Below are 17641 nucleotides of genomic sequence, written 5' to 3'. Positions count from 1 at the left end.
CTCCAAATTCTTATGCTTAAGCCACAGCTTTCTTTTCATAACAGATGCACACATGAAAGGAGATGAATAAATGATTTTAAAAGCGTTAAAGAAAAACAAACATGTAACCGTGAATTATTACGAAAATGGCCTGCTTCAAACCTTCAAAGGAAAAATCCAAAATTTAAACCTAACCGACCAAACCCTCTCCCTACGAGATGAAAAACAAAACATTTTTTCCATTCGTTTGTCTGGCATTAAAGAAATTTATTAACAAAAAAGATCCTGAAGAATTCTTCTAGGATCTTTTTTGTATTTTTTATCCATTATATATTGAAAAATCATCCAATTGATGTTAAATTAACTTTACATAATGTTAAATCAACTTAACAAATTTATTAAAAAGGCAGCGGGTGATCATATTGACTCTTATTAATCACGTAAAAGAGCTTAGAGCTAAACATGGATATACGCAAGGAGATTTAGCTGAAAAAGTTGGAGCCACTCGCCAAACCATTGCAGCTATTGAAAAGGGAAATTACGTTCCTTCCCTACTACTTGGTTTAACAATTTGTGATGTCTTTCAATTAAAAATGGAAGATGTTTTTACACTTCAAAAGGAGGAGAAAAATGTTGAGTAATGTTATTAAATCTTATTTGTTGAATGTAGTGTCTCTGCTATGCGTAGGTTGGTTTTTATATGATTTTTTAAGCCTAAATATTCAATTTAGTGAAGTTATGAACCACCCTGAACCCCCGTGGGAAATTACCATGTCTATAGGCTCTTTCGCTTCTTTAATTGTGCTTTTAATCGTGTCCTTTTTTTACTACCGAGCGCGTAAAAAGACGAAGAACGTTTCGCCTTTATTATTTCCTTTTGAATTTGCAGAGGAAGATGAACGTGAAAAGATGATAACAGCAGAAGCTTGTAAAAAAGCCTTTGTTTTTCTCCTATTTTCTATTCCTATAGGCGCTATCTTAATCGCTTTTTATCCGCTGTTACCTAATTCTTTTAGCTTCTATCCCATTGCCGTTCTTTTGCTTCTTTCTCTTGTACAGTTAACGGTTTATTACGTATCGATTAGTAAGATTTATCGCTGATTAAAAAAGGGTTGTTCTAAAAAGAACAACCTTTTTTTAATCTAATAATTCGCTGAATTCCCTACGAGAATAATCCAACCTACATCTATTTCACTATTTTTTCATTTTTTCTGTCTATATTGAACTATAACAATTGAACGATGTATGTTACCTTCCACTTCAGTTTTTCTTCAGTGTTCAGTTGCAAAATAGGAAAGATAAAAGGAGCATATCAATGGCAGCTAATAAATGGACAAAATGGATGGTTGGTTTATCGAGCGTTGCTGCATTTACAACATTTGTAGGGCTTTCTCAAAAATATGATCAAACAAATTCAACATCTACAGCACTAAATAACGATACATCCGCCAATAATTCATCGCAAACTCAAACGGAAGATGAGACGGATCTATTTCCAGATTCAGGATCTGACTCCAATACGGACAATGGAACTAACGGGCAAGATCAATGGTCAAATGACAGTTCTAGCAAACAAAGTGATCAATGGTCAGACGATAATTCAAGCAGTGAAGATGATCAGTGGTCAAATGATGATTCCACAAATGGTCAGGATAATTGGGGCAACAATAATGATTCTTCTATGCAAACAAGACCTTCTTAAGGATGTGATGAAATGAGCTATTCATTTAAAGCGATGAATACCACATTTAATGTATATCAGCTTGAAACACCTGTCAGCCAAAAAGTAGAGAGCTGGTGTTATCTTGTAGAAGAAACCCTAAGCCGCTTTCTTCCAACAAGCGAGCTTTCACAGCTTAATTCGCTGAACGGAAGATTATTTCTACCGTCAAAAATGCTGTATGAAGCTGTAAAAGCAGCCTATTACTATTACAATGAGACAAACGGAATTTTCAACCCATTTCTGTATCATTCTATTCAAACTCTAGGATATGACCAAAGCTTTGAACAACTGCCTAACAATCAGCTACCTCAAGAAGTAGCAGCTTTTGATGCTGTTAACCCTATTATGATTCATAAAGGAATGAGAAGTATTCAGCTTGCTTCTAATATCGGTCTGGATTTAGGAGGAATCGCAAAAGGTTGGAGCATTCAGCAAATGGCGAATCAATTAAAGAAAAAAGGAACTTCACTTGGAGCAATCGATGGAGGCGGAGATATTGTAACGTGGGGGCCCGCTAGCAAGCACTGGTCCATTTCTCTCTCTCATCCATTTGATGCATCAAAAAATCTCACGACCATTAAAGTAAAAAGCAACAGCGGTATTGCCACAAGCAGTGTAGGCAAGCGTTCGTGGAAAGTGAACGGACACACTCACCATCATATTATTGACGGCAGAAATAGCAAGCCTAGTTCATCAGAGCTTCTGCAAGTAACGGTCGTTTCAGAAGACTTGACCATTTCTGAAGTCTATGCAAAGTGCATACTTATTCTCGGCTGGGACGCTGGATTAAGGTTAGCTAAAATGCATCACCCTTCTTTAGAAGTAATTGCGGTTACAAAAGAAGGCAACGTACTAATCGAAAAACATGTGAAAGGTCAGGTATACCATTATGGCTACTCTCCTCGCGCAATTTAGTGCTCATTTTCCCGTATGGAACACCATTCGGGCAGCCGGCTTAACTTCTTATTTACTAATGTTTGTATCGGTTGCCGCTGGCATTTCTCACAGCTTTTCGTTTTTTAAACCAAAACGAAAAAAACAGCTTTTGCTGGTTCATCAATCATCAGGGTGGTTCGGGTTATTATTTGGAATGATTCACGGACTTGTTTTATCATTTGATCAATCTATTCATTTTTCACTTTCTGACATTTTAATTCCGTTCACTTCCGATTACAAACCAATTAGCACAGGTCTTGGTACTATTTCACTCTACATTTTATTCGTACTAATTAGTACATCCGACTTTATAAAACAGCTTGGGAGAAAAACATGGAAAGCCATTCATTTTCTTGCTTTTCCAGGCTATTTGCTAGCACTGTATCACGGCATTACTTCTGGAACAGATACACAGCAGCCGCTTATTCTCGGGATGTACAGCATCACTGGCTGCATCGTTTTAATTTTGCTTTTTTTGCGAATTCAACACCAGTCAGCTCCTAAGAACCAAAAAAAAGCTCAGGAAAACTAAAAAAACGCACTCTATCATAGAGTGCGTTTTTTCTTATCCGCGTCCTGCTTGGAATGATGGGTACTGTGTCATACCGCCGTCAGCAAAGAGCGTAATTCCTGTTACATAACTCGCCTCTGAAGAAGCTAGCCATGCAGCAACTGCTGCAATTTCTTCCGGCTCTCCGATGTATCCCATTGGAATCATGCTTTCTACATCTGCACGCTGCTCAGGATCAGCAAATTTCTCAGCGTTAATCGGTGTATTAATCGCTCCTGGTCCAATGTTATTTACACGAATACCTTTTGGAGCGTATTCTAATGCCAGTGTTTCAGTCATAAGCTTCATACCGCCTTTACTTGCTGCATAATGAACAAATAATGGCCAAGGAATTTTCTCGTGAACACTCGACATGTTAATAACTGTTCCCTTAATATCATTTTCCACAAAATATTTAATCGCTTCACGGCTGCCTAAAAAAGCTCCCGTTAAGTTCGTATCAATGACTTTATTCCAATCGCTTAAAGACATTTCATGAGATGAAACCGGATTTTCTAACCCTGCGTTGTTAATCATAACGTCTAGCTTTCCAAACTCTTTAATAGCAGATTGAACTAAATTGATAACGTCAGACTCAACTGTTACATCACCTTTGACAGCAATTGCTTCTCCGCCAACTTTTTTAATTTCTTCTAAAACGCTGTTAGCTTCGTCTTCCTTAGAACGATAGTTCACAACTACTTTGGCTTTTTCTGTCGCAAAACGAATCGCCATTGATTTTCCCAAACCTGTAGATGAACCTGTTATGACCACTACTTTTCCTTCTAAATCTTTATACATTGTTAATACCCTCCTAGTTAGCTTTTGGCGAGCCCTAACATGACTCCTGCTATGATGATCAGTATAATTCCAATAATAATCCCAACTAACTGACGCTTCGTTTTCTTCTCACCTAAAATAATGATCCCGCCTAGTGTTGAAATGACGATTCCCATTTGAGAAAGCGAAAAGCTTGTCGCTACGCCTACTTTAGGTTGCGAGATGAATAAAAACATATTACCAGCGGCCCAAATAAGACCTGGGATAATGTTGCGAATTGCATATTTATTAAATGGCTTATGCTTAAACGTCAGCAATACTCCTCCAATAACCATACCAATTGCTTGAGGTAATAAAGCCGACCATCCGTCTACATTAAATAGACGGGCTACTACAACATAAACTAAATAACCAACGGTTGAAATTAATAAAATAACAATTCCTTTTTTGAAGTTTCCTTTTCCTTCTTCAGCCTCTTTCTCTTCTTTGCTTTGAAGTGATGTTAAAACAATCCCTACAATAATAAAGATAAGAGCGAGCACACCAAGAATAATTGAAGTTTTTGTAGACCACTCGTGAAACACAATTACTCCAAATAATGAAGTGGAAACTAACTGAAGCCCAGTTGAAATAGGCATCGTTTTAGAAACTCCGATTAAATCAATACTTTTCAGCTGATTACTTTGTCCAACTGCCCAAAATAATCCCGATACAACTCCAACGCCAAAGATTAAAGGTGTAAGCGTAGGGTGTACAAAAATATAAATACCGATAGAGAAAATCAAAGCTCCCAACGTGGTTCCAAGCGTTTGGCTATAAGGTCCTCCGCCTAGTTTCACATTGAAAAGCACAATGCTTCCCCAAAATATGGCTGGTAAGACAGCTAAAAATATGTCCATGTTTCAAAACCTTCCTGTGCTAAAATTAAATGTCAAAATGCATATTCCCCAATTTTTCCGCCATTAATCCTTTTTCAGGGACATTTTATGAATTAATGACCGCACGAAGTATTCTTTGGATAGCGAAAACTGTATACCTTAATTTGTTCTAGGAGAGAAAAAGATATACTTTCTAACGCAAAAAAACAGCTTTTCCAAATAAAAGCTGTTCTGTATGATTTAATTTATTTTTAACATATAGCGATTAATAGGTCTCCCCACTCTGCCGTATTCAACTGATAATTTCAGCTCGTTTTCCTGTTCTAAAAACTCTAAATACCTTCTTGCCGTAACACGCGCAATTCCTACGCCGTCCGCCACTTCTTCAGCAGAAATCGGATGCTTCTGTTCGGAAAGATATTGTTGTATCCTCCTTAACGTAACCGCATTTAGCCCTTTTGGAAGAAAATCGGCTTTTTCTTCGAATTGCTGAAACAGCATAGAATCTAATTCAGACTGAGTAATATATTCTTTTTGACTTATTTTAACTTGAAACGAACGATACTGCTCAAGCGCTTGCTTCATTCGTTCAAACTTGAACGGTTTCATAATATAATCCACCGCGCCGTACTGAAGAACTTTTCGTACGGTTTCAATATCACTTGCAGCCGTAACTGCTATCACGTCTGTTTTATAGCCATTTGCTCGAATTTGCTGTAAGGTGGTTAGGCCATCTTGACTAGGCATATACATATCAATAATCGTTAAATCAGGCTGATGCTGTTTAATGAGCTGTATACCTTCTAAACCATTCGAAGCTGCCGCGATAACGATGAATCCTTCAACTTGTTCAATAAATTGGCGGTTCACTTCTTGTACCATAGGATCGTCTTCTATGAGAAGCACCGTCCATTCTTTTTTATTCATTTCCCACTCCCCCTATAAAAAGAATGTAATGATAAAAGTCGTGCCAACATCTAATTCTGACTCTACTTCGATCTGACCGTTTCCTTTTTCAACAATTTGTTTTACTAAATGCAAACCAATTCCTCTAGTTTCCTTTGCTTTGGTTGAAAAACCTTCATCAAAGATTCTCTCTGCTTGATCCTCATTCATGCCACATCCGTTATCTTCAACTAATATAGAAAGAATGCCGTCATTTTGTTCCATACTTATATAGACCTTCCGTTCACGACGCTCCATATGATGATACGAATCAAAAGCGTTCTCAATTAAGTTACCAATAATAATCACAAAATCATGATGATCTAAGTAAGGAGGAAATGAGTGAAGCTCGCTGTGGCGATCGATAGCTAACTCAATTCCAAGTTCTTTGGCACGGCTGACTTTGCTTAACAGCAATCCCGATATACTTTCATCTTTAATATGTTTATGAAGAAACTGGGTGAGCTCTTCTTGCTGTTCAGACACTTGAAAAACGTACTGAAGAGCCTTGTCTTTATTTCCAAGTTGGATAAGCCCTGCAATGGTATGAAGTTTATTCATGTATTCATGGTTTTGAACTCTAAGAGCGCTTACAAATGATTTAACCCCTGTTAACTCTTCAGCTAATTTTTTAACTTCTGTTCTGTCTTGAAAAATAGCGACCGCACCGACTGTGTGATTATTAACCTTAATCGGCACACGATTGCTTAAAATATTTAAATTGCGAACTTGAAGCTCTCGATTATAAACAGGCTGATTAAGCTGCAGAATTTCTGGCAGTCTTGTATCTGGAATCACATCATAGATCTTTTTCCCAATTACCTCATCGGGTACATCCATCATAATTTTCGCTTTATGATTAAAAATAGTGATGTTCTCCTCTTTATCAATGGCAATGACTCCTTCATGCATGGCATTAAAAGTCTCCGTTCGTTCTACAAACAAACGAGCAATTTCATGAGGCTCAAGCTCAAACATCTCTTTTTTAATACGAGATGCAAGCGCCCACGCTCCCCATCCTCCAAAAAAAAGAGCGAGACCTGAGATGAGAAAAATTTCTTTTTTCAAACTTAAAATAACCTCTGTAAATTTCGGAAGAAGGTAGCCTGAGACAACGACTCCTACTTGTTCATGCTGATCGTTTACAACGGGAACAAAAGAACGAATGACCATCCCGCCTTCTCCTTTTGCTTTATCAGTATAAGTATGTTCTGCAAACGCCTGGCCCTCGTCCTCTCCTTTAGAAATTTTCCCAATCATGCTTTGCAAAGGATGAGACAAACGTTCGTGATTCATATTCATCACCACTACATAATAAGCACCGTGAATAATGCGAATCGGCTCTACAATTTGATTAATGTTCTTGCTATCTTTTTCAATTTTTTCTCGAATTTCAGGCATTTCAGCAACTGTTCTCGAAGTGATCAAAGCCCTTTGCTCTAAATCATTTTCTTTTGACTGCACAAAATTATTAATCACGACAATACTTGCTAAAAACAACGAAAAGACCACGATAAAAAAGATTAGCCCCGTCATTTTCGTTTGCATCGATAAGCGCATCATAGCGGAACACCTACTGCTGATTGAAGTTTATTTTAATTTTACCACGTTGAGAAATTGCGTGTTAGAATATTTGTAGAGAAAAATTATTGAATCGCGGGGTTGGACATTTTGAAGATGTTTATAGGGGCAAGTATCATTGTTAGCGTTTTCTTGATGATCTATGTTTTTTTGCAGTATACGGTTATAAATCAGGATAATGTGTATCATGACGATGAGCAAAAAGGATTAAATAAGCAAATTGTGATTAATTTTAGCCACGTTGTAGCTGAGAACACTCCAAAAGGCTTAGCCGCTCAAAAATTCGCTGAAATCGTTAATCAAAAATCGGATGGTAAAGTTAAAATTGAAGTATATTCAAACGGTGTGTTGTATTCAGACGACGAAGAACTTGCCGCTCTGCGCCGAAACGATGTACAAATGATTGCGCCTTCTATTTCAAAGCTAACCGACCTTTCCCCTACGTGGCAACTTTTTGATCTCCCCTTCATTTTCGATGATTACAGCGAGGCAAAACAAGTGTTTACCGGGAAAATCGGACAGGATTTGTTGAGTACGCTGCAAGAGAAAAACATTAAAGGGCTTGCTTTATGGAGCAACGGCTTTAAACAAATGACCAGCAATACAAAACCTTTGCTCCATCCAGCAGATTTTCAAGGTCAAACATTTCGCATTATGCCAAGTGAAGTAATCAAAAAACAATTCGAACTTCTTGGCGCTAAGCCTCAGGCTGTCTCGTTTAATAAAGTATATCAATCCCTTGAACGACAGGAATTTGATGGACAGGAAAATACGATTTCTAATATTTATTCAAAACGTTTGTACGAGCTGCAAAAATATATGACCATCAGCAACCATGGATACTTGGGCTATGCTGTTTTAATGGATCAAAAATATTGGGACAGCCTCCCTGAAGATGTAAAACAACTATTAAGTGATGCCATGGTAGAAACAACGAACTGGATTTGGACTCAATCAAAAATGATGAACGATGAACAGCTGCAGCAAATAAAAAATAAATCTGGCATGCGCGTTTATTACTTAAATGATACACAGAAAGCCGAATGGAAAAAGCAGTTTAACTCTCTTTATCAATCGTTTGAAGCCAATGCAACAAAACAAACGCTTGATATCATTCAGCAAATAAAAAATATCGAAAGCAAAAAGTGATGACTATATGTTCATCACTTTTTTTGACCAAAATGACCAAAAAGAACATTATCACCAGAAATATAAATAGTTAAAATTATCAGTTAATATAAGGATAAGAATAATGTAAGCGTTAACAAAAACATTCTCGAAAGGAGCATTACATATGAAATTAAGTTTTAAAAACCTAACCGTTCAAGTTGTCATTGGTATCCTTCTTGGTATTGCAATTGGCTTTATGTTTCCTGAATTTGGAGCTAAATTAAAAGTATTGGCTGATATCTTCATTAAATTAATTAAGATGGTGATTGCCCCAATTATTTTCTTAACAGTGGTCATCGGTATCGGAAGCATGGGAGATTTAAAGAAAGTGGGACGAATTGGAGGTAAAGCTCTTTTATACTTTGAGATTGTCACTACTTTTGCCTTAGCAATTGGAATTATCGTTGTAAACTTTATCAAGCCTGGGGCTGGCTTTAATATCAATGGCGCAAGCGGAGCTGATGTTACTCAATATACGCAGCAAGCAGCTGAAGCGGAGCATGGCTTTATGGAGTTTATCATGGGAATTATTCCAGACAGCGTATTTGGCGCAATGGCAAATGGTGAATTATTGCCAATCTTATTCTTTGCCGTACTATTTGGAATGGCTACAGCTACACTCGGCGAAAAAGCGGCTCCTGTCATTACATTCTTTGAACGCTGTACAGATATTTTCTTTGGCATTGTTAATATGATTATGAAACTTTCACCTATTGCGGCGTTCGGAGCGATGGCTTATACGATCGGTAACTTTGGAATAGGCTCTCTTCAAAAACTCGGTTTCTTAATGGGATCTGTTTACATTACTATGTTCTTATTTATTGTATTTGTACTTGGAACCATCGCTAAGATTTATGGATTTAATATTTTTAAATTCATTGCTTTTATTAAAGAAGAAATTCTACTTGTATTAGGTACGTCTTCTTCGGAATCTGCACTGCCAAAAATGATGGACAAAATGGAGAAGTACGGATGTTCAAAATCTGTAGTAGGACTTGTCATTCCAACTGGTTACTCATTTAACCTAGATGGAACAGCAATCTACTTATCCATGGCTGCTATCTTTATCGCTCAAGCGTATGGAGTCGACTTGTCGTTAATGCAAGAGATTACGCTACTTGGTATTTTAATGCTAACGTCTAAAGGAGCGGCCGGAGTTACTGGCTCTGGATTTATTACACTAGCAGCTACGCTTGCTGCATTCCCAATGATTCCAGTTGAAGGAATCGCGCTGTTAATCGGGGTAGACCGCTTCATGTCGGAAGCTCGTGCCATTACAAACTTAATTGGAAATGGTGTAGCAACTGTAGTTGTATCGAAAATGGAAAATGAATTTCATCCTCCTGTAGAGACGATACAAGACGTTAATTCCGCACCTCCATTAGCTAAATAATAAAAAAGAAGTTGAGACATAGCCAAATGAATCCAATCTAAAGACGAATAAATGGGATACATGAGCTGAACCGCTTATGACACCGCAGTTGATTTCCGTACAAGACTTCGCTTTCCGCGGGCGGCCGATGAGCTTCCTCGTCGCGTACGCTCCTGCGGGGTCTCATCTGTTCCGCTTTTCCCGCAGGAGTCTTCGCCTTGTCCTCCAATCAACTGCTAGAAGGATCTAAACAAATGAAGCCTACGTTCACCACAACAAAAAAACGAACCACCAATCAAAATTGATTAGTGGTTCGTTTTTCATTTCATCTTAAATACTTTTGTCCCAGCCTCTTTTTTAGGATTAATGAGTTTCTTTTTTAGAACGTCCGCTAAGTTTCCCAACAACAACAACTAAAATAGCTAACAAAATAGGAACAATTGTATGCAAATGCGGATTTAACCCTTCTAATACATGTCCTACCGCTTTGTCTTTAAAGATCATTTCACCAGCAGTATAGCCAAGAAGCGCTGCTCCGGCAATGATGATAATCGGGAATTTTTCCATGATTTTCATTAAAAGCTGACTTCCCCAAATGATTAACGGAATGCTGATAACAAGACCAAGGATAATGAGTAGAATACTGCCGTTGGCCGCACCCGCAACCGCTACTACGTTATCTAAACTCATAACAAGATCCGCTATAATAATTGTTTTAATAGCACCTGCTAGAGTTGAATTCGCTTTAATATCTCCGTCATCTTCCCCTTTTAAAAGACTAATCGCAATCCATAGAAGCAGCAGGCCTCCGATGAAATTTAAAAATGGGATTGTTAATAAATATACAGCGACAAACGTTAGCCCTACACGTAATACAACCGCTCCTAATGTACCGAAAACAACCGCTTTGTTTCGATGCTCGTCCGGAAGATTCCGACAAGCTAAAGCAATCACGACTGCGTTATCGCCACTTAGTACAATGTTAATGAGTAAAATTTCTAAAAGATTTAAAATAAAACTCTGATCCATACAAAAACTCCTTGATTGATTTTTATTAGTCTATTTCTCTATCTCTTATTTCATTACTAGAAATAGAGAACTAAAACTCTATCAATATAACCCGTTCTTACCCTTTAATGAAAAGAAGTAGTTATTTCACTAACAGTATTTTATCACTAAAAAGAAATTTGAAATAGGTATTTGTAAAGGAAAAGTCAGTTCATTACAATAAATCAAACCTTATTCTTTATCTTTCATCTGTTTTTCACCATCATTCTCTACTATTAGTAGCAGGAGAGCATTTATAAAAAATAGAGTAATTTTTATAAATAATACAAGCCTCCAATGCTTCTTCATTATTTTGTAGTTTTTCGTCAACTGCGATATAAGAAGGGAGAAAACAGGTATGATTTTAAAAGCATTAAAAACGAATAAATTACTAACTATTAACTATCAAAACAACGGTTTTGTTCAAACGGTCAAAGGTTATATTCAAAACTTAAACTTGCTCGAACAAACTCTTCTATTAAAAGATGAAAATCAGCATGTGCGATCACTGCGACTATCAAGTATTAAAAACATTTATTGATTGAAAAAAGATCCGAACGATAAATCGTTCGGATCTTTTTTCAATTAAATAAAATATTTTTGTCTTAGTCTCTTTTTATTTAACTCACTGTATAGCGTGCGATTACTTCTTTAATTGATTCATATACAATTTCAACCATTGTTTTTAATTCTTCGTCCGTCATTGAAAGAATAGGCATCATCGTAATTACAGGACCTAGCTCTCTGATAATTAAACCTTTTTGGCGAGCCGCTAAAATAATATCTCCCATCACTTTTTTATCTTCAAAAATAGACTTTGTTTGGCGGTCTTTGACAACCTCGATTCCTGCCATTAATCCTCTTTGTCTAATGTCTCCCACGTTAGGCAGTTCATAAAGCTTTAATAGATAACGTTTAAAAACTTTCGACCTTTCTTTTACACTACGGATTAACTCTCTTTCTTCTATCAGTTCAATATTTCTAAGCGCTACTGTACAGGCCAATTGATTTCCCGTATACGTATGTCCATGAAAGAACGTTTTATTTTCATCTGGATGAGCTAAAAAAGCATTAAATATCTGTTCGCTTGTTAACGTAGCAGCAAGCGGCATATATCCTCCTGTGATCCCTTTTCCTACACACATAATGTCTGGTACTACGTCTTCTTGTTCACATGCAAACATCGTTCCTGTTCGCCCGAATCCGACAGCTACTTCATCACAAATGAGCAATACCCCGTACGCTTTGCACAGACGCTCTACTTGTTTTAAAAAACCGGGAGGATGAGTAATAATACCCGCTGCTCCTTGCACAAGCGGTTCAATAATCAAGCCGGCTACTTCTTCTCCGTTGTTCTGCAAGAGCTTCTCCAGCTGGTGAATACAGTAAGCTGAAGCTTGCTCTTCGGTTTCGAACCCGTCCATACGGTAGATGTAAGGAGAAGGTGTGGGAATGCGTTCAAACAGTAAAGGCTTAAAGATGCGATGAAATAAATCCATGCCTCCTACACTGACTGCCCCGATTGTATCTCCGTGATATGCCTCATTCAATGAGATAAATTTACTTTTGTTTTTGTACTTTGCAGAGTCGAGATTTTGCCAATATTGATAGGCAATTTTCAACGCAATTTCAACAGCGGCAGAGCCTGTATCAGAATAGAATACTTTCGATAAGCTGCCAGGAGTAATTTCCGCTAGCTTTTTAGCTAACAAAATGGATGGAACGTTTGCCGATCCAAGCAGTGTAGAATGCGCTAATTTCTCCACTTGTATATGTAAAGCTGTATTTAATTCCGGATCATTATGTCCATGCACGTTCACCCATAGAGAAGCGTATCCATCTAAATATTTGTTTCCCGCTACGTCATACAAATAGCTTCCCTCTCCTCTTTCAATGATAAGGGGATTCGATTCACGGTAAGCTTTCATTTGTGTAAAGGGATGCCATACATATTCTTTATCCCATTTTTCCAGCTCAGCTTTTTGATACGACACAGTCAAACACCTCCTCAATATGTTGAATCACACTTTTTTGCCTCACCAATTTCTCAATATATGCTTCTAACTCTTCATCGATATGAGTAAATACAGGTACAGTCATTAAAGAAGAGACTTGAAGCAGCTTTTCAATCGTTCGAACATTGTCTTTATGAATGATACTGCTGTGATTAAAACGATTAAAAATGAGTCCGTTGATTTTAAGATGATGCTCACTTGCATATGAAAAGGTAGAAAGCGCATCGTGAATAGCTCCTAATTCCGTTGTTCCAACAGCAATAACCGGCATTTGTGCATCTAGGATCAAATCTTTTGTCATATAAAACGTTGTTTCCTCTTCAATTAAAGGTACGGCAAGTCCTCCCGCTCCTTCCACGAGTACTACGTCAAATGCCTTTTTTAATTCATTAATGCGCTTTAAGACGATTGAAGGCTCTACTTGCCTATTGCTCAGTTTAATAGCCAAGTGAGGAGACGTCTCTGGCTTTAACTGATAAATACCTGTATTTGCTACTCCGAGCCTTGTTTCAAACCAGTGAATATCTGGATAACCTCCGATTTCATCTTGGTAGCCGGTTTGAAACGGTTTGCAAATTGTCGTTTTTATTCCTAGACGGCTAAGTACTTTATACAAAATGCTTGTCACCAGCGTTTTACCAATATCTGTTCCAGTTCCCGTAATAAAATACGCTTTGCCCACTTTCTTTCCTCCTCTTTTTTCTATGTCTTCATTACCCCGCTTTAGCCCGCTTTGATGATAAACGGCTAAATTGAGGCTTCATTCGGTGAATCAGCACTGAACATAAAATGCACAATAAAAGATCTCCAGGCATTGGCAAAACAGCTCCAAAAAGAAGTGTATCACTCAGTGAAAGTGGCTTTTCAATTATCCATTTCATTGCTCCGTAAAGCCAAACGCACCCGAATACGTACACAATAACCAATGTAGATAAGTTGGCTAAAAAGATAGAAAAAGGTTTCTTTAAGTCATATTTTTGAATAAGGTAGCCGTTCATAAATGACCCTGCAGCATAGCCAATTAAATAGCCAAACGTTGGTTTGAAGATATACCCTAAACCTCCTCCTTCTGCAAAAACCGGAACACCGATTAACCCGATACCTATGTAGCATAGCTGACTATACAAACCTAAACGCGGTCCTAACAGCGCCCCGGCTAAATAGACAGGAACAATTTGAAGAGTAAACGGTATGTAGGGAATAGGAATTTTTATAAATGCACCAATCGCCGTTAAAGCAGCAAATAAAGAAACATACGCCATTGTTCTCGTTTTCATGTTCACCCTCCTTTCTCTGTTCGCTGCTTTAAGTTTGCAATAATCTCTTTTTATTTGTCAACTTAATTTTAATTTAAGTTTACAAATAAGATATAAAAAAAGACGCAAAAACCTGGGCTTTTGCGTCTTTTTGATTTTTATAAAATTACCTTTTTGTCGTCTTTAAGCTGCACTTCTTGACGGCTGATAGATAAATCAACTTTCTTTTTTACACGTGCATGATAATAAGCATAAAACAGCAGCGCTAGTGGAATACCGACATACAGTGCCATTCGCTGCTCTGCATCAAATGCCATGCTTCCAAGTACAATCGTATTTAATACTAATGCGATTAAAGGTAATACCGGGTAAAGAGGGACTTTGAATTTTAAATCCTCGATTTGCCCTCCTTGATTTATATATCTTTTTCTAAATGCAAGCAGTGATGCAGCGATTGTAATCCAGCCAATTTGTGCACCTAAACCCGCTGCAGAAATAAGCCATACAAATACTGTTTCTTGAGCAAAGAATCCTGAAAGCAAAGATAAAAGTGCAATGCCTAATGTTAAAAGCAAGGCGTTCATCGGCACACCGCGTTTGTTTACTTTCATGAAAGCTGAACTTGCCATGTTATCTTTTGACAATGAATACAGCATACGCGTTGCTGCATAAAGACCTGAGTTAGCTACAGATAACAGTGCCGTTAGGATAACAAAGTTCATAATGTCCGCTGCGTATGGGATACCAATTTGGTCAAATACAACAACAAATGGACTTTCAACTACGCCTGCTTTTTCAAGCGGAATCATCCCCGCTAAGACAGCTACAGCTAGTACAAAAAATACAAGCGTTCTCCATACCGTTTGTTTAATGGCTCTTGGTACAGTCTTGTCTGGGTTTTCACTTTCCCCAGCAGCTACACCGATAAGCTCCGTACCTTGAAATGAGAAGTTAACTGTAATCATCGTAATCAGCACGGCACTAATTCCGTGAGGGAACACGCCGTGAGCCGTATAGTTAGAGAAAAGCGGCGCGCTGTCTCCATTGCTTAATGGAAGAAAACCAAACATAGCAGCTCCACCAAGTACGATAAATAAAATAATAGCTAACACTTTAATGCTGGCGAACCAAAACTCCGCTTCACCAAATGCTTTAGCTGACAGTGCATTTAATGAAAATAATAAAAGCGCAAATATAGCACACCAGATCCATACAGGAGAATCAGGAAACCATCTTTGCATAAGCTGACCTGCTGACAAAAATTCTAATGCAACCGTTACAGCCCAGCCCAACCAATATAACCATCCAAAAGCAAAACCAACGCCAGGGCCAATAAATTTTGTTGTATATGTCTGAAACGAACCAGAAACTGGCATTGCTACTGCAAGTTCCCCTAAGCAAAGCATTGTTAAGTACATAATGAAGCCACCTACGATAAACGAAAGGATAGCTCCAATCGCCCCTGCTTGGCTAATCGTGTATCCTGTTCCTAAAAAGAAACCTGTACCGATAACCCCGCCGAGCGAAATCATAAACAAATGTCTGCTTTTCATCGTCTTTTTTAATTCATTTGTTTGCTGTTGTCCTTCTATCATATTAACGACATTTCCTTTCAACCTATTTATTACGAGATATTACCTAGAAAAAATTAATAAACCTTTGTTTTCTATGCATATTTACTTACATATTTATGCGGTGTTCTCAATTTAAATGAAACAACCTTTTGTAATCTTAACATAATGCTCACTAGATTTAAAATGTTTTTCTGCAAAAGTAAAATGAATTTTTCTTGAATAGTGTGATTTCCTTTTACTGTTGATATTCATAAGCGTTTTTCTTCAAATGAATAGATGATACAACAAGAAAAAAGCTGTGCTTTCGAAGACGAAAGCACAGCTTTTTCACTTTTTACCAAACAAACAATCCAACAATCATAGCACTTAATAAAGAAACAGCGATACCGCTCACAAGCAGTTTCCATACGTTTTTTCCAATAATCGTTGATTTACCTTCTGATAACGTAGAATTATACGTACCATAAATCATACCCACCGTACTGAAGTTAGCAAAAGATGTTAAGAATGTTGTAGCAACTGCAATCGTATGCGGTGGAAGTGTATCTAGATTTTTCTTCAAATCCATCATCGCCACGAATTCATTTGTTGCTAGCTTGATACCCATCAGCTGAGCTACGTACATGGCATCATGTCCCGTTAGCCCTAGTAAGAATGCAAATGGACTAAAGATGTAAGAGAAAATCTTTTGTACAGTCAAGCCGTCTACAATAACGCCTAAAATACCGTTAAGCGCAGATGTAAGAGCTACATATCCAATAACCATCGCTAAAATAACAATTACCATGTTCATTCCGACTAACATACTGTTTGAAATGGTAGAGAAAAAGTCTTTTTTCTCTGACTTTGGCGGTACGTAAATCATATCTTCTTCTTTTGTAACATGAACTGGATTCAATAAGCTCACTAAAATAAGCGCGTTTAAACAGTTCAGTGGAATTGCTGTAAACACGTACGTAGCGGGAACCATCGTTAAATAAGCACCGATAATAGATCCGCTAATACTGCTCATACTCATAATTCCAAACGTAAGCAAACGGTTGTCCTTTAACACAGAAAGCTGATTACGAATAACTGCTAATGCTTCCGTATTTCCTAAGAACATCATTTGGATAGCGAAAAAGCTTTCTAATTTAGGCAAGCGAGAAACTTTCGAAATGACCCAGCCTACTTTATCAATAATCCACGTTAAAATACCAAAGTAAGATAAAATATCAAAGAACGTCACGACAAAGATGATAGGCAGTAATGCACTGAAGAAAAAGTCAACCGTTTGATTTCCCATTACGGATGGAAACGCAAAGGCAATTCCATCGTTGGCACAGGAAATCAGCCAAGTAAAGAACGAAGCAATCTTATTAATGATCCATGTTCCGATTGAAGTTCCTAACATAAACCAAGTAATGAGGACTTCAACGACTAATAGTGAAGCAATCGGACGCCACTTTATTTCTTTCTTTTTAGGAGAACATAAGAAGACGACGCCCATTACTACAAAAACGCCTAATAAATTTAATAAAAAGTACATGCAAGCCACTCCCAGGTGTGTATTTGAAAAACAAAAAAAGCTCTTACTTTTCATAAATTCTGACAATAACAGAAAGTATGAAAAGTAAGAGCTTTGAAAGAAGGCTGTATCTATGATAATACGCCCTTCTTTTTGCTGCTTATATCCAAACTTTCTTGTAGTCTAGTTTTTTACGGTTACTAGGTAGAGACTATCAGACCATATTACTGATAATATACAAGATCGTAATCTTAGCTGTATTCAATTGATATGAACAAATTCTACCCTTTATTTTTTTAATAATCAACACTTTAAAAGTTTTTCGGAA

General features: G+C 37.5%; 20 protein-coding genes and 1 riboswitch. Of the genes, 9 read left to right on the top strand and 11 right to left on the bottom strand.

Going from position 1 to position 17641, the window contains the following annotated elements; translation table 11 throughout:
• The first annotated feature begins 70 nt into the window (after positions 1 to 70).
• The 6 genes from CEQ83_RS04255 (at position 71) to CEQ83_RS04230 (ending at position 3170) form a co-directional block, all read left to right on the top strand.
• The gene (locus CEQ83_RS04255) at positions 71 to 253 is read left to right on the top strand and encodes a YolD-like family protein (RefSeq protein WP_013081871.1); all 183 of its coding nucleotides are present in this window, start codon (positions 71 to 73) and stop codon (positions 251 to 253) included.
• Between the two features lie 148 nt (positions 254 to 401).
• Positions 402 to 620: a helix-turn-helix transcriptional regulator gene (locus CEQ83_RS04250; protein WP_013081870.1), complete on the top strand. Its 219-nt coding sequence runs from the start codon at positions 402 to 404 to the stop codon at positions 618 to 620.
• Positions 610 to 1080 carry a DUF2178 domain-containing protein gene (locus CEQ83_RS04245; RefSeq protein ID WP_033578130.1) on the top strand — a complete coding sequence of 157 codons (471 nt, stop codon included), beginning with the start codon at positions 610 to 612 and terminating at the stop codon, positions 1078 to 1080. Before CEQ83_RS04250 ends, CEQ83_RS04245 begins: the two co-directional genes overlap by 11 nt.
• A gap of 214 nt (positions 1081 to 1294) precedes the next feature.
• Complete coding sequence (locus tag CEQ83_RS04240; RefSeq protein WP_098113705.1) at positions 1295 to 1681, top strand: hypothetical protein; 387 nt, start codon at positions 1295 to 1297, stop codon at positions 1679 to 1681.
• 12 nt (positions 1682 to 1693) lie between these two features.
• The gene (locus CEQ83_RS04235) at positions 1694 to 2617 is read left to right on the top strand and encodes an FAD:protein FMN transferase (RefSeq protein ID WP_098113704.1); all 924 of its coding nucleotides are present in this window, start codon (positions 1694 to 1696) and stop codon (positions 2615 to 2617) included.
• Positions 2592 to 3170, top strand: a complete 579-nt coding sequence (locus CEQ83_RS04230) for a ferric reductase-like transmembrane domain-containing protein (RefSeq protein WP_098113703.1) — start codon at positions 2592 to 2594, stop codon at positions 3168 to 3170. The genes CEQ83_RS04235 and CEQ83_RS04230 overlap by 26 nt, the downstream gene beginning before the upstream one ends.
• A gap of 33 nt (positions 3171 to 3203) precedes the next feature.
• Here the strand turns inward: CEQ83_RS04230 and gdh are convergent, their stop codons facing one another.
• The 4 genes from gdh to CEQ83_RS04210 form a co-directional block, all read right to left on the bottom strand.
• A complete protein-coding gene (gene gdh / locus CEQ83_RS04225; protein ID WP_033578120.1) occupies positions 3204 to 3989 on the bottom strand; it encodes a glucose 1-dehydrogenase in 786 nt (261 codons plus the stop codon).
• Positions 3990 to 4006: 17 nt separating this feature from the next.
• Positions 4007 to 4867, bottom strand: a complete 861-nt coding sequence (locus CEQ83_RS04220) for a RhaT/GlcU family sugar-proton symporter (RefSeq protein ID WP_098113702.1) — start codon at positions 4865 to 4867, stop codon at positions 4007 to 4009.
• A 219-nt stretch (positions 4868 to 5086) separates the two neighbouring features.
• On the bottom strand, positions 5087 to 5773 hold the full coding sequence (locus CEQ83_RS04215) for a response regulator (protein WP_098113701.1): 687 nt from the start codon (positions 5771 to 5773) through the stop codon (positions 5087 to 5089).
• Between the two features lie 12 nt (positions 5774 to 5785).
• A complete protein-coding gene (locus tag CEQ83_RS04210; protein ID WP_098113700.1) occupies positions 5786 to 7354 on the bottom strand; it encodes an ATP-binding protein in 1569 nt (522 codons plus the stop codon).
• A 108-nt stretch (positions 7355 to 7462) separates the two neighbouring features.
• Here CEQ83_RS04210 and CEQ83_RS04205 point away from each other — a divergent pair, with 108 nt between their 5' ends.
• Positions 7463 to 8521, top strand: coding sequence for a DctP family TRAP transporter solute-binding subunit (locus CEQ83_RS04205; protein WP_033578117.1), 1059 nt, complete (start codon positions 7463 to 7465; stop codon positions 8519 to 8521).
• 145 nt (positions 8522 to 8666) lie between these two features.
• Positions 8667 to 9935, top strand: a complete 1269-nt coding sequence (locus CEQ83_RS04200; RefSeq protein WP_013055541.1) for a dicarboxylate/amino acid:cation symporter — start codon at positions 8667 to 8669, stop codon at positions 9933 to 9935.
• Between the two features lie 74 nt (positions 9936 to 10009).
• Here CEQ83_RS04200 and CEQ83_RS26930 read toward each other — a convergent pair whose 3' ends face one another.
• A complete protein-coding gene (locus tag CEQ83_RS26930; RefSeq protein WP_165573229.1) occupies positions 10010 to 10147 on the bottom strand; it encodes a hypothetical protein in 138 nt (45 codons plus the stop codon).
• Between the two features lie 130 nt (positions 10148 to 10277).
• Positions 10278 to 10943, bottom strand: a complete 666-nt coding sequence (locus CEQ83_RS04195) for a TerC family protein (RefSeq protein WP_028412106.1) — start codon at positions 10941 to 10943, stop codon at positions 10278 to 10280.
• A gap of 376 nt (positions 10944 to 11319) precedes the next feature.
• Here CEQ83_RS04195 and CEQ83_RS04190 point away from each other — a divergent pair, with 376 nt between their 5' ends.
• Complete coding sequence (locus CEQ83_RS04190) at positions 11320 to 11502, top strand: YolD-like family protein (protein ID WP_013081858.1); 183 nt, start codon at positions 11320 to 11322, stop codon at positions 11500 to 11502.
• Between the two features lie 79 nt (positions 11503 to 11581).
• Here CEQ83_RS04190 and bioA read toward each other — a convergent pair whose 3' ends face one another.
• The 5 genes from bioA to CEQ83_RS04165 form a co-directional block, all read right to left on the bottom strand.
• Positions 11582 to 12955 (bottom strand): adenosylmethionine--8-amino-7-oxononanoate transaminase, encoded by a 1374-nt coding sequence (bioA, locus tag CEQ83_RS04185; RefSeq protein WP_028412105.1) that lies wholly within the window; start codon positions 12953 to 12955, stop codon positions 11582 to 11584.
• A complete protein-coding gene (gene bioD / locus CEQ83_RS04180) occupies positions 12936 to 13658 on the bottom strand; it encodes a dethiobiotin synthase (protein WP_047751605.1) in 723 nt (240 codons plus the stop codon). Before bioD ends, bioA begins: the two co-directional genes overlap by 20 nt.
• Before the next feature lie 31 nt (positions 13659 to 13689).
• On the bottom strand, positions 13690 to 14253 hold the full coding sequence (locus CEQ83_RS04175; RefSeq protein ID WP_033578115.1) for a biotin transporter BioY: 564 nt from the start codon (positions 14251 to 14253) through the stop codon (positions 13690 to 13692).
• 137 nt (positions 14254 to 14390) lie between these two features.
• A complete protein-coding gene (locus CEQ83_RS04170) occupies positions 14391 to 15827 on the bottom strand; it encodes an amino acid permease (RefSeq protein WP_013055535.1) in 1437 nt (478 codons plus the stop codon).
• Positions 15828 to 16140: 313 nt separating this feature from the next.
• Positions 16141 to 17334 (bottom strand): NupC/NupG family nucleoside CNT transporter, encoded by a 1194-nt coding sequence (locus CEQ83_RS04165; RefSeq protein WP_028412102.1) that lies wholly within the window; start codon positions 17332 to 17334, stop codon positions 16141 to 16143.
• A 138-nt stretch (positions 17335 to 17472) separates the two neighbouring features.
• A riboswitch (purine riboswitch) is annotated at positions 17473 to 17574 on the bottom strand.
• Positions 17575 to 17641 lie beyond the last annotated feature (67 nt).

The sequence above is a fragment of the Priestia megaterium genome (assembly GCF_009497655.1).
Classification (GTDB): Bacteria; Bacillota; Bacilli; order Bacillales; family Bacillaceae_H; genus Priestia; species Priestia zanthoxyli.
Note: the sequence above shows the minus strand (reverse complement) of the source record. Positions and strands in the feature narration are given on the sequence as shown.